The organism is Porphyrobacter sp. MBR-155 (assembly GCF_040547625.1).
Taxonomy (GTDB): domain Bacteria; phylum Pseudomonadota; class Alphaproteobacteria; order Sphingomonadales; family Sphingomonadaceae; genus Erythrobacter.
Genome location: NZ_JBEPQB010000005.1, coordinates 167,437 through 186,774, shown reverse-complemented (window position 1 = coordinate 186,774; position 19,338 = coordinate 167,437). Strand labels below are relative to the sequence as shown.

At 61.3% G+C, this 19,338-nt stretch carries 20 protein-coding genes and 1 pseudogene; 9 read left to right on the top strand and 12 right to left on the bottom strand.

Annotation, left to right across the window (positions count from 1 at the left end; genetic code table 11):
• Positions 1-68: 68 nt before the first annotated feature.
• Positions 69-566, bottom strand: coding sequence for a hypothetical protein (locus ABIE62_RS07295; RefSeq protein WP_354324810.1), 498 nt, complete (start codon positions 564-566; stop codon positions 69-71).
• 180 nt (positions 567-746) lie between these two features.
• Between ABIE62_RS07295 and ABIE62_RS07290 the strand changes: the two are divergent.
• Positions 747-914 (top strand): annotated as a pseudogene (locus tag ABIE62_RS07290) (DUF6445 family protein); the annotation flags it as partial.
• A 27-nt stretch (positions 915-941) separates the two neighbouring features.
• On the opposite strand, the gene ABIE62_RS07285 reads toward ABIE62_RS07290, so the two are convergent.
• From ABIE62_RS07285 to ABIE62_RS07260, 6 genes are all read right to left on the bottom strand, one after another.
• Positions 942-1,715: a sulfite exporter TauE/SafE family protein gene (locus tag ABIE62_RS07285; RefSeq protein ID WP_354324809.1), complete on the bottom strand. Its 774-nt coding sequence runs from the start codon at positions 1,713-1,715 to the stop codon at positions 942-944.
• 34 nt (positions 1,716-1,749) lie between these two features.
• Entirely contained in the window at positions 1,750-4,188 is a 2,439-nt protein-coding gene (locus ABIE62_RS07280; protein WP_354324807.1) for a TonB-dependent receptor, read from the bottom strand.
• 103 nt (positions 4,189-4,291) lie between these two features.
• Positions 4,292-4,459: a YezD family protein gene (locus ABIE62_RS07275; RefSeq protein WP_354324805.1), complete on the bottom strand. Its 168-nt coding sequence runs from the start codon at positions 4,457-4,459 to the stop codon at positions 4,292-4,294.
• 143 nt (positions 4,460-4,602) lie between these two features.
• Positions 4,603-5,043, bottom strand: a complete 441-nt coding sequence (locus ABIE62_RS07270; protein ID WP_354324803.1) for an RrF2 family transcriptional regulator — start codon at positions 5,041-5,043, stop codon at positions 4,603-4,605.
• Positions 5,044-5,164: 121 nt separating this feature from the next.
• Positions 5,165-6,370 (bottom strand): type III PLP-dependent enzyme domain-containing protein, encoded by a 1,206-nt coding sequence (locus ABIE62_RS07265; protein WP_354324801.1) that lies wholly within the window; start codon positions 6,368-6,370, stop codon positions 5,165-5,167.
• 224 nt (positions 6,371-6,594) lie between these two features.
• Positions 6,595-7,152 carry a LemA family protein gene (locus tag ABIE62_RS07260; protein WP_354324800.1) on the bottom strand — a complete coding sequence of 186 codons (558 nt, stop codon included), beginning with the start codon at positions 7,150-7,152 and terminating at the stop codon, positions 6,595-6,597.
• Positions 7,153-7,220: 68 nt separating this feature from the next.
• On the opposite strand from ABIE62_RS07260, the gene ABIE62_RS07255 reads away from it, so the two are divergent.
• The gene (locus ABIE62_RS07255; protein ID WP_354324798.1) at positions 7,221-8,189 is read left to right on the top strand and encodes a DUF3137 domain-containing protein; all 969 of its coding nucleotides are present in this window, start codon (positions 7,221-7,223) and stop codon (positions 8,187-8,189) included.
• On the opposite strand, the gene ABIE62_RS07250 is transcribed toward ABIE62_RS07255, so the two are convergent.
• Positions 8,182-9,375, bottom strand: coding sequence for a carboxynorspermidine decarboxylase (locus tag ABIE62_RS07250; RefSeq protein WP_354324796.1), 1,194 nt, complete (start codon positions 9,373-9,375; stop codon positions 8,182-8,184). The two genes, ABIE62_RS07255 and ABIE62_RS07250, sit on opposite strands and share 8 nt — an antisense overlap.
• A gap of 154 nt (positions 9,376-9,529) precedes the next feature.
• Positions 9,530-10,768: a saccharopine dehydrogenase family protein gene (locus ABIE62_RS07245; RefSeq protein ID WP_354324794.1), complete on the bottom strand. Its 1,239-nt coding sequence runs from the start codon at positions 10,766-10,768 to the stop codon at positions 9,530-9,532.
• Between the two features lie 63 nt (positions 10,769-10,831).
• Between ABIE62_RS07245 and ABIE62_RS07240 the strand changes: the two genes are divergently transcribed.
• From ABIE62_RS07240 to ABIE62_RS07215, 6 genes are all read left to right on the top strand, one after another.
• Complete coding sequence (locus ABIE62_RS07240) at positions 10,832-11,821, top strand: threonine ammonia-lyase (protein WP_354324792.1); 990 nt, start codon at positions 10,832-10,834, stop codon at positions 11,819-11,821.
• Positions 11,822-11,896: 75 nt separating this feature from the next.
• On the top strand, positions 11,897-13,111 hold the full coding sequence (locus ABIE62_RS07235) for a BtaA family protein (RefSeq protein WP_354324790.1): 1,215 nt from the start codon (positions 11,897-11,899) through the stop codon (positions 13,109-13,111).
• The gene (locus ABIE62_RS07230) at positions 13,111-13,755 is read left to right on the top strand and encodes a class I SAM-dependent methyltransferase (protein ID WP_354324789.1); all 645 of its coding nucleotides are present in this window, start codon (positions 13,111-13,113) and stop codon (positions 13,753-13,755) included. The genes ABIE62_RS07235 and ABIE62_RS07230 overlap by 1 nt, the downstream gene beginning before the upstream one ends.
• A gap of 69 nt (positions 13,756-13,824) precedes the next feature.
• Positions 13,825-14,280 carry an MAPEG family protein gene (locus tag ABIE62_RS07225; RefSeq protein ID WP_354324787.1) on the top strand — a complete coding sequence of 152 codons (456 nt, stop codon included), beginning with the start codon at positions 13,825-13,827 and terminating at the stop codon, positions 14,278-14,280.
• A gap of 10 nt (positions 14,281-14,290) precedes the next feature.
• Positions 14,291-14,719, top strand: coding sequence for an MAPEG family protein (locus tag ABIE62_RS07220; RefSeq protein ID WP_354324785.1), 429 nt, complete (start codon positions 14,291-14,293; stop codon positions 14,717-14,719).
• Positions 14,720-14,811: 92 nt separating this feature from the next.
• Positions 14,812-15,195 (top strand): hypothetical protein, encoded by a 384-nt coding sequence (locus tag ABIE62_RS07215; protein ID WP_354324784.1) that lies wholly within the window; start codon positions 14,812-14,814, stop codon positions 15,193-15,195.
• A 12-nt stretch (positions 15,196-15,207) separates the two neighbouring features.
• Here ABIE62_RS07215 and trxB read toward each other — a convergent pair whose 3' ends face one another.
• Together trxB and ABIE62_RS07205 are read right to left on the bottom strand one after the other, a co-directional pair.
• Positions 15,208-16,182 carry a thioredoxin-disulfide reductase gene (trxB, locus tag ABIE62_RS07210; protein ID WP_354324783.1) on the bottom strand — a complete coding sequence of 325 codons (975 nt, stop codon included), beginning with the start codon at positions 16,180-16,182 and terminating at the stop codon, positions 15,208-15,210.
• 58 nt (positions 16,183-16,240) lie between these two features.
• On the bottom strand, positions 16,241-17,056 hold the full coding sequence (locus ABIE62_RS07205) for a tyrosine-protein phosphatase (protein WP_354324781.1): 816 nt from the start codon (positions 17,054-17,056) through the stop codon (positions 16,241-16,243).
• 173 nt (positions 17,057-17,229) lie between these two features.
• On the opposite strand from ABIE62_RS07205, the gene ABIE62_RS07200 reads away from it, so the two are divergent.
• The gene (locus tag ABIE62_RS07200; RefSeq protein ID WP_354324779.1) at positions 17,230-17,679 is read left to right on the top strand and encodes a response regulator; all 450 of its coding nucleotides are present in this window, start codon (positions 17,230-17,232) and stop codon (positions 17,677-17,679) included.
• Positions 17,680-17,693: 14 nt separating this feature from the next.
• On the opposite strand, the gene ABIE62_RS07195 is transcribed toward ABIE62_RS07200, so the two are convergent.
• Positions 17,694-19,337 carry an acyl-CoA dehydrogenase family protein gene (locus ABIE62_RS07195; RefSeq protein ID WP_354324777.1) on the bottom strand — a complete coding sequence of 548 codons (1,644 nt, stop codon included), beginning with the start codon at positions 19,335-19,337 and terminating at the stop codon, positions 17,694-17,696.
• Position 19,338: the final 1 nt, after the last annotated feature.

Below are 19,338 nucleotides of genomic sequence, written 5' to 3'. Positions count from 1 at the left end.
CAAGCGCCGTGTTTGCCGCCTGAGATCCCAGCTTGCGCTGGGATGACGGATAGTAGCGGGTTTTGGGCTTAGCGCGGATTGGGGGGATTGTCTGTGCCGCGGCAGGAGATCACCTTCTCGCCCGCCGCGAAACCTTCCACGCCGGTCATGTCGTAGGCTATGGCGTAGAAGCCTGCTGGCATCGCTCCCGATGGCAAATCGACGTTGAGTATCGTCGCTTTTCCGAGCTTGCGCCCAGCTTCAGCTTGACCTGCATCAGAATCGCCTGCGTTCAAGATCACGCCTTGCCCGTAGGCGCGATTATATGAGTCCATTGCAAGGATGGATAAAAACAGATTCCGATCCGCACCGCCGCACAGCGATGGGTCAGGCCTGACCGATGGCTGCCCTTCTCTGCACGCCGCGTTCTGCATCAGACGCACGTGATACCCTGCAGCATCCCCGTCAGTATCCGAACGCAGCAGCGCAAACAGCACCTTGTCATTGGGAAGAGGCACGGCAACAGCCTCGCCTTGCAAGCCATACCGCACCCCGCCCGCATCGCCCATCCGCACGCCCGTGCTCATGGTCGATTCCAGTACGCTTGCCCGGTTGCAAGCAAGGTTTCCGATACCCCTGCAGATATTCCAGCCATGAACCCCGCAACGATGGTGACAGGCGTGCGACACGTCCATCCTTTATCAATGCCAGCAAGCAAGGGAGTGCTCCCGGGCGTCAGTTCGAACGGCCCCGTGTAAAGATCGCCGATCGCTTCGGGCGCGCAGTGTATCCCGCATATCGATGATGTCGCACCGGGCAGCTATGCCATGGTTCATTATCTGGCCCACACCGCATTCGGCGGAACCGCATTTTACCGTCAGCGAAGCACTGGTTTTGCACAAATTGCAGCAGCGCAGCACCGCGCATATGCTGCGGCGTCTAAAACAGTTTCCGGAGCGGTTCTAGCCGAGCAGCCATGCCCTGTAGATGCTGTAGCCACTGGTCACGATCAGCACCACAGCGACCGCAATCAGCAAGGCGCGCGGCTGCACGCGGCTGGCAAGGATCGCTCCGAACGGCGCGGCGATCACCCCGCCGATGATCAGCCCGACTGTTATCAGCGTGAAGGCAGCAAAGCCGAGTGACGCGATAAATGCGATCGAGATCGCCAGCGTGAGCAGGAATTCGGCCGAATTGACCGTGCCGATCACCTTGCGCGGATCACCGCCTTGAATCAGCAGGTTGGAGGTGACCACCGGCCCCCACCCTCCGCCGCCTGCTGCGTCGAGAAATCCGCCTGCCGCCGCCAGCGGACGGGTATAACGCGGGTCTTCGAACCGGGGCTTCGACAGGCGTATGGCCCGCCACAGCAAGTAGAACCCGATGCCGGTAAGATAGAGCATCACGAAAGGGCGGGCAGCCGCGGCATCAATGCTCGACAGCAGATAAGCCCCGGCGACCCCGCCCAGCACGCCAAACGGCACCAGCCGCCAGAACAATCCCCAATCGACATTGCGATGCCAGATATGGCTCGCCCCCGAAGCCCCCGTGGTGAACAGTTCGACCAGATGCACGCTCGCCGAAGCCGTGGCGGGCGGCACGCCGAGCGCGCTCACCAACAGGGTTTGGGTGATCACACCGAACGCCATGCCCAGCGCCCCATCGATCATCTGTGCGGCCATGCCGATCGCGATGAACGGCGCGATGGTGATGAGCAGCTCGGTGAAATCAGGCATGAGGTATGTCCTCTCTGTGAAACGGACGGAAAGATCAGAAACGGGTGCTGATTGTTCCGCCCCAGGTGCGCGGATCGCCCGGCAGCCCTGCGATCAGACCGGTCTGGCCCGGCCCGACAAACAATTGCTGGAAGAAGTTCTTGTCGAAGGCATTCCTGACCCAACCAAAGATGTTGAGCCCGGAATCGGTTCGGAAGCCAAAGCGGAAATTGGATAGGTGATACCCTTCGATCCGCGTCGCCTCGGACGGTGAGGCATTGGAGAAAAAGTCTGACCGGGTGCTGCCATCATAGCCAAGGTAGACCTCACCATCGCGGTCAAGCAGGCGCACCGGGACATTGCCCTCGGCGCCGAACGAGAAAGCCACCTTGGACACGCCCGGCAGGCGCTGGCCGGAAATGTCGCAGTTGGCAGGACTGATCCCGCCGGGCGTGCCGGGGGCGGATGGGGTCTGGCCCGGCGCGGCAGTGGTGCCGCCGCGCAATTCGACCGGGCATGGCGCGTCGACGAAGCGGACATATTTCGCATCGGTGTAGGCACCGCTGATGTAAGCGTTGAACCGTTCGCTGGGCCTGATGGTGAAATCTGCCTCAAGCCCTTGCGAGCGGACCTTATCCGCATTTGCCAGAAACCCGCGCAACACGCCGAACTGGCCATTGGTCACGGTCGCCTGAAAGTCGCTAATGTCGGTGCGGAATGCCGCGAGATTGAGCGTCGCGCGGCGACCCCAGAATTGCGTTTTCAGCCCCAATTCGAAGTGATCGACTTTTTCCGGCAGGATCGAACCCGCTTCTTCGATCGGCACGCCATTGGCATCGGTGGGCAGGCCATTTTGGTTGATCCCGATGGTCTTGAAGCTGCGCGCATAGGTGCCGTAGGCCCGCACATCGGGCGCAAGTTCATAGTTCAGCGTCAGATCATAGGTGAGGTTCCAGTCGGTATCCTTGGGCCCGCTGACTTGCGGGGTAAACACCGCCAACTGCGCTCGGCTGCGGGCATCGGTTTCGGTTCCGAGCAGTTCGGTGCCATCCCCGGTAAACACGCGCCGCTGGAAAAAGCCCTCTTTCTCATCATAATTTAGCCGCACGCCGGGCTGAATCGTCAACGCGTCTGTCACCCGCGAGCTCAACTGCCCGAACAGCGCAAGGCTGGTGCTTTCGAGAAACTGCGTGTTGCGCGCAGTGAGCCCGTCAAGCACGGTGGGATCGTTCGACAGCGGGTTGCTCGGGTTGATCGTCCAGCGGCTTGACGCTGGCCCGTGCCCTTCCAGTCCCTGTGTGTCGATCCGCTGATCAAAGGCGAAAGCCCCGACCACAAAGTCGATCTTATCGCCATCATAGGCGTAGCGGAATTCCTGCGTGTATTGATCCTGCTGCGACGGGTTCTGCGACAGAGTCACGATCGGCAGGCCGGTAAAGTCACGGTCGTTCTCGGGCTTCCAGTCCCACGTCCGCCATGCGGTGATTGATGTGAAGGTGCCCGGCCCAATGTCCCAGTTGATGCGCAAAGCAAGCCCGCCGATCGTGTTGCCCGCGTTGAGGTTGGCATCGAGATCGCTCAGCCGATCAAATGGGTTTGTGCTAGGCGGTGCATAATTTTGCGCGGCGGCAAGCGCAGCAAACTGCCGGTTGAGCGGGCGCTGGGTGGATACGGTGCGCACGAACACCGATCCGCAGCAATTGGCATCCTGCTTGTTATAATCACCCGCCAGCGTCACCCGCAGATTATCATTGGGCTGCCACAGCAACTGGGCGCGCAGGCCGATATTGTCGAGGCTCTGGAGGTCTTGCCCCGTGGTCACATTGAACAGGGTGCCGGTCCGGTCGGTCGTGGACACCGCAACGCGCGCGGCCAGTGTATCCGACAGCGGGCCGGAAATGGCGGCGCGCGCCTGCTTGAAGCTGAAATTGCCGACGCTCACCTCGGCGCTGCCTTCCAGATCGAAGGTCGGTTGTTTAGTCCTGATGTTGATCGCGCCCGCTGTGGTGTTTTTGCCATAAAGCGTGCCTTGCGGGCCGCGCAGCACCTCCACTTGGTCAATATCGACAAAGTCGAACGTGGCTGAGGCAACGCGGGCGTAATAGACATCGTCGATGTAGATGCCGACGCCCTGTTCGAACCCGTCGCTGGTAAGCCCGAATGGCACGCCAAGCCCGCGGATATTGACCGCGGTGTTGCGCGGGTTCGACGAAAACAGCTGAAGCGTCGGGGCGAGCTGCTGGACGCGGTCGATATTGAACGCCCCGGTCGATTCGATCTGCGGGCCGCCGATGACCGATATGGCGAGCGGGATTTCCTGCGCGGTTTCGGAACGGCGCCGCGCGGTAACGATGATGTCGTTGCCTGATGAGGCCTGTGCTTCTGAGCCGGCATCATCGGACGCCGCCTCGTCCTGCGCGAAGGCCGCAGCGGGAGTGATCGCGGCCAACGCCGCGCCAAGCAGCAAAGTGCAGCGGAGAGAAATCGGATACATGGTTTCGCCTTTGCAAGCGGGCATGCATCCGGTGGTCCGGTCTGCGGGTCCCTGTTTGTGTTAAGTTCATGGTATTGGTGATGATCGGCTGCGGCTGGAGCCGTCAGTCGTTCAGACGCTTTCTTTCGGTCACGTCGATCTGCATCACCCGGCCGTCATGGACGGTAAGCTGGATTGCGCCATAGCGCAGGCGCGACAGCGCTTCGCTGACCACGGCCAGCGCCTCGGGCAAAACCCCCTCGCGATCACCGTGTTTCTTGTCATGGTCCATTATCGGGCCTTTCCTTGCGCGAATTGCGTTTGCAGCGCAGGAATTAAACCCAAGTGAATTAATTGACAATAGGGTAAGGCAAAAGATTTTCTGTCCGGCGGTGAAAGGTTGGGTTTGTAGGCCGGAGCGATTGAAAGCTTGGCTCAGGTGCCGTCCTGGGAAAAGGGCGCCACCGGCATAATCGGATCAGACAACCGAATGGCGTCAAGGATCTGGGCAGTCCGGTCGCGCACATCCAGCAGCAAGGCGCGCGTCCGGCATTCGCCTTCGTCTAGGCAATTCTTGCACTTTTCATGGGCATAGCGACTGGCGCAGGGCACCAGCGCGAGCGAACCGCGCATATGGCGGATCAAATCGCCATAGGTGATGTCCACCGGAGCAATCGCCAGCCAATAGCCCCCATCACGTCCACGGCGCGAAGCAACGAGACCGTAGCGGGTAAGTTCGGACAGGATCACGGTCAGGAATTTGGCCGGGATGTTCTGCTTTTCGGCGATGACGGCGAGCTGAATCGGGCCCTCGCCGTAGTGGTCGGCAAGATGCTGCATCGCGCGAATGGCATATCGGGTTTTCTGCGACAGCATGGCCTTTTATCCATCTGCCAAGTAGGCAATGAGGTCAAGTCGCTCCACAAGCGACCCTGGCGCGTCACGCTCAATGACCGAAACGGGGTCGAAACCATCCCGCAGCGCGGAACGGCATCCCTTACCGCAAGCTCACCACGTTATCGCTGGCTTCGCGCACGCGGGTGCCGTTGAACAGGCTCATCATCGGCTCGTCGGCCACGGTCACCACCTGCGCCGCGCCATAGCCGTTGAAGCCGGTTTTCATCGCGGCACCATACGCGCCTATCATGCCGACTTCGATGTAATCGCCCGCCTGAATGTCGGCCGGCAGCGCGAAGGGGCCTTTCATGTAATCGGCATCGTCGCAGGTCGGGCCGTAGAAGGCGAAATCCGCGTCGGCTTCGATCAGATCATCCTCAAGCGCGCGCACCGGGAAGCGCCACGCGACGTGCGCGGCGTCATACAGCGCGCCGTAGGCACCGTCGTTGATGAAGAGTTCTTCGCCGCGGCGCTTGTTCACTTGCACGATCATCGAACTGTATTCCGCGCTCAGCGCCCGGCCGGGTTCGCACCACAGTTCGGCGTTATAGGCGATCGGCAACGCCTCGAAATGCTTGGCGATGATCGCGAAGTAATCTTCCATCGGCGGCGGTTCGAGGCCGGGATAGGCGCTGGGAAAGCCCCCGCCCACGTCGATCATGTCGATCACCACCGATGCTTCCGCAATCGCGGCGCGGGTGCGGTCTAGCGCCTGCACGAAGGCGAACGGCGTCATCGCCTGACTGCCGACATGGAAACACACGCCCAGCCAGTCGCAATGCTGGCGGGCCTGCTGGAGCAGCCCAGGCGCTTCGATCAGGTCGCAGCCGAACTTGCTGGCCAGCGAAAGCTCCGAATATTCGGACGACACCCGCAGCCGCACGCACAGGCGCAGGTCGCGCGGCGCTTCGCCGGTTTCGGGATGGCGGCAGGCGTCGACGATCTTTTCCAGTTCCTCAAGCGAATCGAGGCTGAAGGTGCGCACGCTGTGCTGGAAATAGGCTTCGCTGATCGCCGCCGGGGTCTTTACCGGATGCATGAAGCACAGCACCGCCTGCGGCAAAATCGCGCGCACCAGCCGCACTTCGGCAATCGAAGCGACATCGTAATGGGTCACGCCTGCATCCCACAGCACAGAAATCAAATCAGGCGCGGGGTTGGCCTTCACCGCATAGAGCACCTTGCCCGGAAACTTCTCGACGAAGAAACGGGCGGCGCGCCGCGCGGCGTGCGGGCGGTTGAGAATTACGGGTTCGTCCGGCGAAAGCGCGCGAACTACAGCCTGAGCGTCGGTATAGATGTGCAACTCAAGGGACCCCCGAAACGGTTTGTGAAAACCATAAAACGACAAGCTGCCTTGCGGTTAGGAAGTCCCCTTGGGGCAGCGGGAACGGCGCAAATAGGGCTTGCGGGCCGAATTGCAATCGAAAAATGGGCCGCACCGGGGCGGAATGTTGCTTTTCTGAGGCAACCCTACAAACACGACCGGAATGTGACTTAAACCTGCGGATTTTGCAGTTTCCCGCGCGTTCAGAAGGTTACGCGCGGCACCTGATCGACGCTACCCTGTTCGCTGTCATCGAGCCGGTGGAAATCCGCCTCGGCGAAACCAAGCGCGCCGGCAAACAACACAGCCGGGAACGATTCGCGCGCGCTGTTGAACCGCGCCACGGCAGCATTCAGCGCCCGGCGGGCAGCCGCGAGCTTATCCTCGACATCGCCGAGTTCGGTCTGGAGCGACTGGAAATTCGCGCTCGCCTTAAGATCGGGATAGGCCTCTCCCAAAGCCAGCAGATTATCGAGCGCGACCCGCAGCTTTTGCTCGCTGCCTGAAGAAGGCTCGCTATTTGCCGCCGCATTGCGCGCGGCGATCACTGCTTCGAGCGTTGACGCCTCATGTCCGGCATAGCCTTTGACCGCCTCAACCAGATTGGGGATCAGATCATGGCGTTGACGCAGCTGCGCATCGATATCGCCGATGCCTTGCCGCACACTCTGCCGCAGGCCGACGAGATTGTTGTAGATCCCGATCACCAGCAAAGCCAAAAGGGCTACGACCGCTAAAACCACCCAGACCATAAAATCCATTGTAACCCCCTTTAACCACTATCCGCTACTATGGAGCCGACAGGTTAAAGAATCTCGCGGGAGACGCAATGCGCACCAACATTGATACCCTAATGCAAGGTCAGCTGGGCGAATGGCTCGCAGGGCAGGCAGAGATGCGCGCTTCGGCAAAGGCAAAGGCCAGCGCGCGCTGGGTGTGGGGCGCGGTGATCCTGCTGCCCGCGCTCGCGTTCGTGTGGTTTGCCCCCGACCTGCCAACCGGGCTCAAGGCACTGATGACCTTCGGCGGTATCATGTTCGCCGGTATCTGGGGTTATCAGCCGATTGCCGAAGCGAAAAAGGCGATCAAGATCGGGATCAATTCGGCCATCGCGGAAAGCTTCGGCGTTTCTTACGACCATGAAGTTGAACCGGGCGCGGAGTTTGAGGCGGCCAAGACCTATGGCTTGGTTCCCGATTTTGACCGTTCCGGTTTCGAGGACCGCTGGCATGGGACTCTCGAAGGGCACAGCTTCAACCTTTACGAAGCGCACCTCGAAGAGCGCCGGGGATCGGGCAAGAACCGCCGCTGGGTGACAGTTTTTCGCGGGGTGATCATCCAGATGGGGTTTGGCCGGCCGTTCCGGTCAACCACCCTGCTGCAACGCGCAGGCAAGCATCGCAAATGGCTCGGGCTTGGCGGGGCAAGCGAGTATGTGAGCTTTGATGGTCATCGGCTGGACAAGGTGGATCAGGTGCACCCAGCTTTTGGCGAGGTGTTCACGCAGTTCAGCGATGATCAGGTCGAGGCGCGCGTGCTGGTGCACCCCGGCTATGTCGAACACCTGTTGCGGCTGGAAAGCGCTTTCGGCGCGAAGGAGCTGCGCGCCTTGTTTCGTGCAGGCGAGGTGATCATCGCGGTCGAAGGGCGCAACCTGTTCGAAAGCGGCGCGATTGACGCCAGCGGCGATCATGCCCGCGCCGAAGAAGCTGCGCGCCAGTTCAGCGCGCTGGCGGGGCTAGCGCTGGCAATCAACCAGAACGAGCGCGGACGGGTGCTGAAACCCGGCTCTAGCTGAGGCGATCCCTGAAATCGGCGTAATCGAACCGTTTGATGCAATCGAGCGCGTCGCTTTCACTGTCCCACATCCAGATGCTCGGCAATTGCACCCCGTTGAAGGTGTTGGTCTTGACCATCGAATAATGCGCCTGATCGAGAAACGCGAAACGTGCGCCGGGCTCCGCAGGCACCGGCAGGCGGTAATCGCCGATCACGTCGCCCGCGAGGCAGGATGGCCCACCCAACCGGATCGGGATCAGGTCGGGGTCAGCGATTTCGCCCAGCATGGCGGGGCGATAGGGCGCTTCGAGCACATCGGGCATATGGCAGGTGGCCGAAATATCGGTGATGCCGACGGGAACTTCGTTGAACATCGTATCCAGCAGCGTGCCGACCAGAATCCCCGCGTCGAGCGCGACTGCTTCGCCCGGTTCTAGGATGATCTGGCATCCGGTATCTTCGGCCGCGTCTTTCAGGAACTCCACCAGTTCATCGCGCTGGTAATCGGCCCGCGTGATGTGGTGGCCGCCGCCCATGTTGATCCATTTAAGCTGGCCGAAGAACGGCTCGATCACGTCAAACACCCGGTCCCAGGTGGCCTTCAGTGGTTCGAAATCCTGTTCGCACAGATTGTGAAAATGGATGCCCTCGACACCCTCCATGTGTTCTTCGGTCAGCTGGTCGAGCGGGAAGCCGAGGCGTGATCCCGGCGCGCTGGGGTCGTACTTGGCGACCTCGCCGGTGGGCACTTGCGGATTGATGCGCAGGCCAATGCTGACGCCCGCTCCGTTGGCAGCGGCGTGATCAAGGATCAGCCGCGCGCGTTCATGCTGGCCGGGGGAATTGAAGATCACGTGATCCGACAGGCGGCAGATTTCTTCTAGCTCCTCCGGCTTGAACGCGGCGGAATAGGTGGCTATTTCACCGTCGTAAAATTCGGACGCGAGCCGCGCTTCCCACAGGCCGGAGGTGGAGACGCCGTCAAGATATTCCCCGATGATCGGCGCTGCCGACCACATCGAGAACGCCTTCAATGCAGCGAACACCTTGATATCCGCACCATCAGCCGCCGCCGCATCGCGCACGTCCGCCAGCACGCGGCAATTGGCACGCAGCTTGGACGCGTCCACCACGAAAGCGGGGCTATCGACGCGCGACAGGTCAAAATGGGCAAAGGCGCCCGGATCACCGGCTTTGGTTTGCATTTTCACTCACTCTCGTTCGTCATTGCGAGGAGTCCCGAACTCGTTTCGGGGCGACGCGGCAATCCATTGTCTGACGCTGCAATCACGCGAGATGCCCGAAGCTGGATTGCTTCGCTACGCTCGCAATGACGAAGTGGCGTGAGCCTTGTCAAAATCAGAACCCGACCGGCCCGGCCATTTCCTCGACCGTCCACGGCAATCCGTGCGCGTTTAGCATTTCCGTGAAGGGATCGGGGTCCATTTCCTCCATATTGAACACGCCTTTCCCCTGCCAGTCACCACGCACCATCATCGCCGCGCCGATCATCGCAGGCACGCCGGTGGTGTAGCTTACCGCTTGGTTGCCGGTTTCCTCATAGGCTGCTTCATGCGAGCAGATGTTCTTGATGTAGAATGTCTTCTCGCCGCTGCCGTCCAGTGCTTCGCCTGTCGCGATCACGCCGATATTGGTGTTGCCCTTGGTCGTTTCGCCCAGCGATTCGGGCTTGGGCAGCACCGCGGCGAGGAATTGCAGCGGGATGATGTCGCGGCCCTGATACTTCACCGGATCAATCCGCGTCATCCCGACATTCTGGAGCACGGTGAGGTGGGTGATATATTGATCGCCAAAGGTCATCCAGAACCGCGCGCGTTCCAGTTCGGGGACGAACTTGGCGAGGCTTTCCAACTCCTCGTGATACATCAGGTAGGCGTTCTTCTTTCCTACCGCTTCGAAGTCGAATTCGGTTTTGACCTGCATCGCCGGGGTTTCCACCCACTCCCCATTCTCCCAGTGGCGCGCAGGGGCGGTCACTTCGCGGATGTTGATTTCGGGGTTGAAGTTGGTGGCGAAATGCTGGCCGTGATCGCCGCCGTTGCAATCGAGAATATCAAGCTGGCGGATGGTCTTGAGCTTGTGCTTCTTGAGCCACATGGTGAACACAGACGTCACGCCCGGATCAAAGCCCGACCCCAGCAGCGCCATCAACCCTGCATTCCTGTAACGGTCGTGGTAAGCCCACTGCCAGTGATATTCGAACTTAGCCTCGTCCTTGGGTTCGTAATTGGCGGTGTCCATGTAATCGACCCCCGCTTCAAGGCAGGCGTCCATGATCGGCAGATCCTGATACGGCAGCGCGAGATTGACGACTAATTCTGCGCCGGTCTTGCGGATCAGGTTGACCATCGCGGGCACTTCTTCAGCGTCGATTTCATAAGTGGCGATGTCACGCCCGCAGCGTTCCTTCACCGAAGCCGCAATCGCATCGCATTTCGATTTGGTGCGGCTGGCCAAGTGGATTTCAGGGAAAATATCCGCGTTGAACGCCATCTTGTGGACGCAGACCGAACTGACCCCGCCCGCACCGATGACGAGGACTGGTTTGGGAACCGTGCTGGATTTTGCTGCCGACATGATAGGAACCTTTCGTAATGCGAATCTTGCGCTGCGCTTACGCGAATGAATGGATGGGGACAAATGATCCAGGCTGATGTCAGAATACCGACCGGCGAAGGGGTTGTCGCCGCCGCCGATGCGATTGCGGCGATCCTGCCGCCGACGCCGCTGTTGCCGGTGACGATCAATGGCGTGCAGGCCTGGGCAAAGGCGGAAGTGCTGCAACCCGTCGGCGCGTTCAAGATCAGGGGCGCGTGGTGGCGGTTGATCAACCTCTCGCCGGAAGAACGCGCGGCAGGCGTGGTGGCGGTATCATCGGGCAATCATGCGCAGGGCGTGGCGTGGGCAGCGCGACGGTTGGGTATCCGCGCGGCCATCGTGATGCCGCATGATGCCCCGCAGGTGAAGCTCGACAATACCCGCGCGCTCGGGGCGGAGGTAGTGCTGTATCAGCGCGCTCCCAAGGAACAGGGGGGCGAGGATCGCGATGAAGTGGCCGCCAATTTGATCGCAGAGCGTGCCAAAGACGCAAAACCCACACTGGTTCACGCATTCGGCGATCCGTGGGTGATCGAAGGGCAAGGCAGCGCCGCGATTGAGGCCGCCGCGCAACTTGGCCGCGCGCCCAGCCGTATCATTACCTGCTGCGGCGGCGGCGGGCTGGCAGCAGGTCTCGCATTGGGTGCGCCGACAAGCGCGATTCACCCTGTCGAGCCCGTCGGCTGGGACATGGTGGGTCAGTCGATGGCGACGGGTGCAATCGTCCACGCCGCGCCCGATGCGCCCAAAACCATCTGCGACGCGCTGCAACCCAATGCGACCAAGCCGCTCAACCTCAGCCTGCTGCAAGGCCGGGCCGAGCCGGGGGTGGCCGTAACCGATGCCGAAGTGCGCGATGCGCAGCGGTTTGCCTTTTCCCATCTGCGACTGGTGGTTGAACCCGGCGGCGCGGCGGCGCTGGCAGCGGCGCTGGCGGGCAAGGTGCCGGTGGACGATGGCACGGTCATCATGCTGACCGGCGGCAATGCCGATCCGGCGGCGTTTGCCCGCACCCTTGCCGGGGCTGGCTAGCTGTGGATACCGTCACATTGCCGACACGCGGGCAAAATATGGCAAGGGTCTCACGTGACACAGGAACCAGACCACATGGCCACACAGGCAAAGCGCATCATCGAAGACGCGGTGATCCGCAAGGATGCAAGGATGGGCGATAAACTGTTAGACAAGGCATTTGCGCTGGCGTTCAACGGCCTCGTCTATGCCCAGATCTGGGAAGACCCGGTGGTCGACATGGAAGGCCTCGCCATCCAGCCTGACAGCCGCGTGATGTGCATTGCGAGCGGCAGTTGCAACGCATTGTCCTATCTCACCGCGAACCCCGAAAGCGTGACGGCGGTCGATCTCAACCACGCCCACGTGGCGCTGGGGCGGCTCAAGATCGCGGCGATCAGGCATCTGCCCAATTACGAACGCTTTCACCGCTTTTTCGCCCATGCCGATCACAAGGAAAACAACGCGGTCTATAAATCCATGATCGCCCCACACTTGGACGCGGAAAGCCGCGCCTATTGGGAAAAGCGCGACATTCGCGGACAAAGGCGCATTTCGTATTTCACCAAGGGCATCTACAAAAAGGGTTTGCTCGGCAATTTCATCGGCCTCGCCCATGTGTTTGCCAAACTCTACAAGATCGATCTGGGCAAGGTGCTTGAAGCGCAAACGCTGGAAGAACAGCGCGATGTGTTTGAACGCGAGTTGGCCCCGTTATTCGAAAAGAAGTTCATCCGCTGGCTGACCGATCAGCCCGCCTCGCTGTTCGGCCTCGGCATCCCGCCCGCGCAATTCGAGCATCTCGCCGGCGATCAACGCATGGCCGAAGTGCTGCGGCGGCGGCTGGAAAAGCTCGCCTGCGATTTCGAGGTGAAGGACAATTACTTCGCCTGGCAGGCATTCGGGCGCGGATATAGCCGGGCCGAGGGCGCGCCGCTGCCGCCCTATCTGCAGCGCGCCAATTGGGAGGTGATGCGCGAACGGATCGGGCAGATCGACGTCACCCGCGCCAATATGGTCGACTGGATCGGTGAGCGGGACGAGGCCAGCATGGATCGCTTCGTGCTGCTGGATGCGCAGGACTGGATGAACAACGCCCAGCTTGACGGATTGTGGAGCCGGATCACCCGCGCCAGCCGCCCCGGCGCGCGGGTGTTGTTCCGCACGGCGGCCGAACCCAGCCTGCTGCCCGGGCGGCTGAACGATGCGATCCTGTCGCGGTGGCGTTATCTTGAGGAAACCTCCGCCGATCTCACCCGCCGCGATCGTTCGTCGATCTATGGCGGCGTCCACGTTTACGAGTTGGCCTGATGGCGAACGCAGGTGCGCCTTCGGGTCATGCCGCGCTGATGGACGAGGTTTATCGCGGGCAGCGGCATATTTATGATTTCACGCGCAAATATTACCTGTTTGGGCGTGATACGCTGATCAAAGGTCTGGCGGCGCAGCCGGGGATGCGCGTGCTCGAAATCGCCTGCGGCACCGGGCGCAATCTGGCCAAGATCGGCAAAGCGTGGCCGGGCGTGCGGCTCTACGGCCTCGATATTTCGGCGGAAATGCTCAAAAGCGCGCGCGCCGCCTTGGGAGCCGAGGCACGGCTGGGCGAAGGCGATGCCTGTTCGTTTGACGCAGCGGCGCTGCTGGGCGAACCGCAGTTTGACCGGGTCGTGCTGTCCTATTCGCTGTCGATGATCCCCGATTGGCAAGGGGCGCTGGATCACGCCGCAAGCCTGCTGGCCCCCGGCGGCGCGTTGCACGTGGTGGATTTCGGCGACCTAACGGGCCTGCCGCGTCCCTTCGCCGGATTGCTGAGGGCATGGCTCGCCAAGTTCCACGTCGCACCGCGCGATGACATGGGCGCGGTTGCAGTGCGCATCGCCGCCGCACGCGGTCTGCAGCTCACCAGCACGCGCGGCGCGCTCGGCTATTTCCAGCTGCACGTCCTGGCCGCATAATAGGTGCAATTGACAATCCATCGCCGCGCTCGCAGGTATCGGCTGGAACTTTTGAGAGGGGATCCGACGATGCAAGCGCAAATGCTCGCGCCCGCTGCCGTGCTGGTGGTGTGGACTTTGATAGTATTGTTGTGGATCATTCCCGCGCGGTTCGGGGCGATTGCCAAGATTGAAGATAAATCACTGCTCGCCGCCAAACCGGGCGCGCGCGGCAGTGATCTGGAAGGCGTCATCCCTGACAAAGCCAACTGGCCCGCGCATAATCACACCCATCTGCACGAACAGCCGACGTTGTTTTATGCGACGGTGCTGATCTTGGCGGTAATGGGGCCGGGCGCGCTCGATGTGACGCTGGCATGGGTGTATGTCGCGCTGCGGATTGTGCATTCGCTGTGGCAGAACCTCGTCAACGCGGTGCCGGTGCGGTTTGCGCTGTTCCTGGCCAGCACGATCGCGCTGATCGTTCTGGCAGTACGCGCGGTGATGGCGACGTTGCTGGCCGACCCTTCCGCATTGCCGGTTTAAGGAAAACACCATGATCGGAATGGATATCTTGCAGCCCGTCGTCGCGCTGCTGGCGTGGACGATGGTGATGTGGCTGTGGATGTATGCCACCCGCATCCCGGCGATGAACGCCGCCGGGATCGACTCCAAGAACCTGATCGGCGGCGACGGGGGAAGCCTGCGCGCCAAACTGCCCGATACCGTCAGCTGGAAGGCGGACAATTACAACCACCTGCACGAAGCGCCGACGCTGTTTTACGCGGTGGCAATCGTGCTGGCGATCATCGGACAGGGCGACGGGTTCAACACCATGCTCGCCTGGGCCTATGTCGCCCTTCGGGTGGCGCACAGCATCGTGCAGGCGACGGTAAACCGCGTGATCGTGCGGTTTGCGCTGTTCGCCCTGTCATCGCTGGTGCTGATCGCGCTGATCCTGCACGCCGCGCTGGCGGTATTCTAAGGTCAAGACCCGATAACCCGCGCCGTTTGGCATTGCGACTGCCTCAGGCTCGGATAATTACCGCAAACGCTCAAAAAAGGGAGCAAGTCATTATGTTAAAGCAAAAATATCGTTTTGGTGTGCTACTTGGTGCACTTGCACTTGTTGGTTGCGGTGAAAGCGATTTTTCCAGAGGTGTGTGGACATCTCCCCAAATGGCCGAATTCACGTGCCGTGGAAATTTAATGGTGCTTGGGGTCGATAGCGACCGCGTTCAACTTGCGTCCCTAGGATCCGTCGCGGAAGAATGGCCAAACCTCAAGACCCAATTCAGAGAGGGGGGATCTGTCATTGTTAAGGGCCGCGCCGGCGACGTTTTCAGATTCAGAGACGAAGGCGATGGCACAATAACACTTGAAGAAGCCCCGGATACCTTGGAGGCATATTTCATAACACCAGCGGAGTTGGTCAATTGCGCGAACTTCAAACAAGGTTAGCTTGCGATAACCCTACACGGCCACCTTGCTAACCTGCTCTTTTCCGTAGGACAATGAGGCGAGATAGCGTTCGCCGTCGAGCGCCGCCATGCAACCCATCCCTGCTGCGGTGACCGCCTGCCGGTAGACATGATCGGTCACGTCCCCGGCTGCAAACACGCCGGGGATCGCGGTTTTCGGGGTGCCGGGTTCGGTCAGCAGATAGCCGCCTTCGTCCATCGGTAGCTTGCCCTTGAACAGTTCGGTCGCAGGCGCATGGCCGATCGCGACAAACGCACCGTCCACTTCGATGGTGGACGCCTCACCCGTCGCCGTATCTTTGAGCGCGAGGTGGTGGAGCATGCCATTATCGCCAGCCACAAAGCTTTCTACTGCCTTGTTCCACAGAACTTTAATCTTGGGATTGGCGAACAGGCGTTCCTGCAGGATCTTTTCCGACCGCAGGCTGTCACGGCGGTGGATCAGGGTCACGTCGTCGGAATGGTTGGTGAGATACAGCGCCTCTTCCACCGCCGTATTCCCGCCGCCGATCACCGCCACCTTCTTGCCGCGATAGAAGAACCCGTCACACGTCGCGCAGGCGGATACGCCTTTGCCGCCCAGTTCCATCTCACCCGGAATGCCCAGCCACTTGGCCTGCGCGCCGGTGCAGATCACCAGAGTTTCGCCAATATATTCATCGCCGCTGTCGCCAATCGCGCGGAACGGCGGGCCGTTTTCGAGGTCAACCGAAACGATGGTGTCCCACATCATCCGTGTGCCGACGTGTTCGGCCTGCGCCTTCATTTCCTCCATCAGCCACGGGCCTTGCACCACCTCGCGAAAGCCGGGGTAATTTTCGACATCGGTGGTAATGGTAAGCTGGCCGCCGGGCTGAAGTCCTTGAACAACAATGGGTTTCAGCATTGCGCGCGCGGCATAGATCGCAGCGGAATAGCCCGCCGGGCCGGAACCGATGATCAGCATTTTGGTGTGGTGGGTGGCCATTACGATTTGCCTTCCAGTGAATAACAGACCCGCGATATGGGAGCACGCAGCGCGATTGTCACGCCACCAGCTTTGCTCTGAGGCGCTGTTTCCGCGCCTCATCCACACCTAATTTCTGCGCGAGATAGGTGTCGAGCGAACCGTAATCGCGCGTTATCTCTGCAATATAAGTATCTATATACTCTGGTAAAACGCCCATAAGATTGTGCAACGCCTCGGGCTCGATGGCGCCATAATACGCCTCCATCCGGGGGAGCGACTGGCGTTCGAGCACATCGCGGGTGGGAGCATCATTGGTGCGCAGAAATTCGGCCACCACATCATCGTGGTGGACGCCGAGCGTGTGGAGTAGCAGGCTGGCGGCGATCCCGGTGCGGTCTTTTCCGGCAAAGCAATTCACCAGAGATCCGCCTTCACGTTCATCCAAAGCATTGAAATATCGCGTAAACATCGCAATCATCGCAGGGTTGACCGGCATCCGCCGATACACCGCCAGCATCCGCTGCCGCGCCTTTTCGGGGGTCATCACCACCTGCCCGCCGCCGCCTTCGTGGGGTGGAGAATTGGTTGTTTCACCATCAAACACAATCACTTGCGCGGCAAAGTTCGGATGGCGTCGACATGGAAAGCCCTCCCGCTCGCTCACCCCGCGCAGGTCGATCACCGTGCGGATATCAAGCGCGTGGATCAGCGCAAGATCGGCGTCGCTCGCCTCCATATGCTGGCCCGACCGGAACAGCACCCCGCTGCGCACCCGCGCCCCGCCGGGCACTGCATAGCCGCCATAATCCCTAAGATTATGAATGCCTTGCGTAATATAAAACGGGCCGGATCGGGCAATGTTGGGCGGATCGCCAAGGTTTTCACGAATCATCACCCCGACACTGACAGGGTGCCAAGACGGGGGCAAGGCCGGTCTAAGAGGGGTCTAGGTGGGGTCAAGCCAGGGTCTAGGGAACTCTACGAGGGGTCAAGCCAAGCCCGCCGGAACCCGCCATAGTTAATGGTGCATTTTCCAACACACCCACTTCGCAAAAGCCCGCACCTATGGCCCGAATCCTGATTGCCGATGATGATGAACTGATCGCCGGACTCGCCAGCGAAGTGCTGATCGATGCCGGCCATGCCTGCGGCTGGGTGACCAGCGCCGAGGCAGCGTGGGATTGCGTGCATCGCAAGCGGCCCGACGTCCTACTGCTCGATCAGGCGATGCCGGGCGAATCCGGCCTTTCGCTGCTGCGCCGCTTGCGCATTTCGCCGTTGCTGTATGATTTGCCGGTGGTGATGTTCACCACCATCAGCGGCGAGGAGGATGAGGCGCAGGCGATTTATGCCGGCGCGCAGGATTTCCTGACAAAACCGTTCGATCCGTTCGTGCTGGTCACGCGGATAAACCGGCTGCTGAAACGCCGTGGGGATCGCCCGCGCCATGTTGATCTTGTCCACGCGGTGCTGGCCCAGCCGGTCACAACCCAGCCGTTACGGCGCGCGATTTAAGGCGCCCCCTCCCGCTATTGTTGGCCGCCCAACAGGCCGCGGCCGATCACCTGCGCCTGAATCTCCGCCGCGCCTTCGAAGATGTTGAGAATCCGCGCATCGCACAGCACCCGGCTGATCGGGTATTCCAGCGCATAGCCATTGCCGCCGTGGATCTGCACGGCATTATCCGCCGCGCTCCATGCCGCCCTCGCGCCGAGCAGTTTGGCCATCCCCGCTTCGATATCGCAGCGCGCACCGCGATCCTTGGCCCGCGCGGCATAGTAGGTCAGTTCGCGCGCCATCACGATTTCTACTGCCATCAATGCCAGCTTGTCCGACACGCGCGGAAACTGCGTCAGCGCCGCGCCAAACTGCTTGCGCCCCTGCGCATAATCGAGCGCCAGATCAAAAGCGTTCCACGCCACACCGATGGCACGCGCGGCTGTTTGAATGCGCGCGCCTTCAAAGGTGCGCATCAGCTGTTTGAAGCCCTGCCCTTCCGCCCCGCCCAGCAGGCCATCCGCGGCGACCGCAAAGCCATCAAACCCCAGCGCATATTCCTTCATCCCGCGATAGCCGAGCACGGCAATCTCGCTGCCGTCGATCCCGGCATCGGGGAACGGCGCGGCTTCGCTGCCGCGCGTCTTTTCCGCCAGCAGCATCGAAAGGCCCGCATAGCCGGGGCGCGAGGGGTCACTGCGCACCAGCATCGTCATCAAATCAGCGCGCGCGGCGTGGGTGATCCAGGTTTTCGCCCCCGTAACCCGCCAGCTGCCATCGGCCTGCCGTTCGGCGCGGGTGCGAACGCTGGCAAGATCGCTGCCGGTATCGGGTTCGGTGAACACGGCAGCGGGCAGGCACGATCCATCGGCGATACGCGGCAGAAACCGCGCCTTTTGCTGCGGCGTGCCATTGGCCGCGATCAGCTCGCCTGCGATTTCGGATCGCGTGCCAAGCGATCCGGCACAAATCCACCCGCGCGACAATTCTTCGGACACCACCGCCATCGCCAGCTTGCCCAGCCCCAGCCCGCCGTGGTCTTCGGGGATGCAGATGCCGAACACGCCAAGCGCGGCCATTTCCGCGATCACCGCATCGGGGATCAGCGCATCGGCAAGGTGCCACTGATGCGCGAAAGGCGTAATTTGCTGCGCGGTAAAGGCGCGAAATTGCTGACGAATCAGATCGAGCGTTGCGTCCCCCAATCCCTCATCCGGGCGCACGCCATCGGCCAGCAATGCAGTAAGCGCGGCGCGGGTATCGGGCGTGCTGCCATCGGCCAGCAGGCGCGCAACTGCCGGATACGCTGACAGCGCGCGCGCCTCAGCCCCGGTGCCGAACGCCGATGGGCGCACCACCTCGCTCGCGCTCATCGGCAATCCGCTGGCAATCTGCGCGAGGTATTCGCCAAACCCGATCCGCAGTGTCAGTTCTTCGGCCTCGCCAAACTGCCCCGCCGCATCGGCCCGCACGGCCCAATCGAGCGTCGCCTCCAGCGCAGCGATGCTTGCCGCGATCCACGCAAAGCCATGCACGCCGTGCTGTTCGCGCGCCATCAGCGCAGGCTGCGGCGCGCCGTCAGGGGCAACCGCGTACAACACTGCTGCCCGCACCGCCTCGGCATAATCGCGCGCCGCGCCAAGGCTGGCGCGCGCTGTATCAATCCATTCGCTCATG

Coding starts and splice junctions, on each gene's coding strand:
- ABIE62_RS07295 (WP_354324810.1), bottom strand. CDS start 566: ATGAGCACGGGCGTGCGGATGGGCGATGCGGGCGGGGTGCGGTATGGC.
- ABIE62_RS07285 (WP_354324809.1), bottom strand. CDS start 1,715: ATGCCTGATTTCACCGAGCTGCTCATCACCATCGCGCCGTTCATCGCG.
- ABIE62_RS07280 (WP_354324807.1), bottom strand. CDS start 4,188: ATGTATCCGATTTCTCTCCGCTGCACTTTGCTGCTTGGCGCGGCGTTG.
- ABIE62_RS07275 (WP_354324805.1), bottom strand. CDS start 4,459: ATGGACCATGACAAGAAACACGGTGATCGCGAGGGGGTTTTGCCCGAG.
- ABIE62_RS07270 (WP_354324803.1), bottom strand. CDS start 5,043: ATGCTGTCGCAGAAAACCCGATATGCCATTCGCGCGATGCAGCATCTT.
- ABIE62_RS07260 (WP_354324800.1), bottom strand. CDS start 7,152: ATGGATTTTATGGTCTGGGTGGTTTTAGCGGTCGTAGCCCTTTTGGCT.
- ABIE62_RS07255 (WP_354324798.1), top strand. CDS start 7,221: ATGCGCACCAACATTGATACCCTAATGCAAGGTCAGCTGGGCGAATGG.
- ABIE62_RS07250 (WP_354324796.1), bottom strand. CDS start 9,375: ATGCAAACCAAAGCCGGTGATCCGGGCGCCTTTGCCCATTTTGACCTG.
- ABIE62_RS07245 (WP_354324794.1), bottom strand. CDS start 10,768: ATGTCGGCAGCAAAATCCAGCACGGTTCCCAAACCAGTCCTCGTCATC.
- ABIE62_RS07240 (WP_354324792.1), top strand. CDS start 10,832: ATGATCCAGGCTGATGTCAGAATACCGACCGGCGAAGGGGTTGTCGCC.
- ABIE62_RS07235 (WP_354324790.1), top strand. CDS start 11,897: ATGGCCACACAGGCAAAGCGCATCATCGAAGACGCGGTGATCCGCAAG.
- ABIE62_RS07230 (WP_354324789.1), top strand. CDS start 13,111: ATGGCGAACGCAGGTGCGCCTTCGGGTCATGCCGCGCTGATGGACGAG.
- ABIE62_RS07225 (WP_354324787.1), top strand. CDS start 13,825: ATGCAAGCGCAAATGCTCGCGCCCGCTGCCGTGCTGGTGGTGTGGACT.
- ABIE62_RS07220 (WP_354324785.1), top strand. CDS start 14,291: ATGATCGGAATGGATATCTTGCAGCCCGTCGTCGCGCTGCTGGCGTGG.
- ABIE62_RS07215 (WP_354324784.1), top strand. CDS start 14,812: ATGTTAAAGCAAAAATATCGTTTTGGTGTGCTACTTGGTGCACTTGCA.
- trxB (WP_354324783.1), bottom strand. CDS start 16,182: ATGGCCACCCACCACACCAAAATGCTGATCATCGGTTCCGGCCCGGCG.
- ABIE62_RS07205 (WP_354324781.1), bottom strand. CDS start 17,056: ATGATTCGTGAAAACCTTGGCGATCCGCCCAACATTGCCCGATCCGGC.
- ABIE62_RS07200 (WP_354324779.1), top strand. CDS start 17,230: ATGGCCCGAATCCTGATTGCCGATGATGATGAACTGATCGCCGGACTC.
- ABIE62_RS07195 (WP_354324777.1), bottom strand. CDS start 19,337: ATGAGCGAATGGATTGATACAGCGCGCGCCAGCCTTGGCGCGGCGCGC.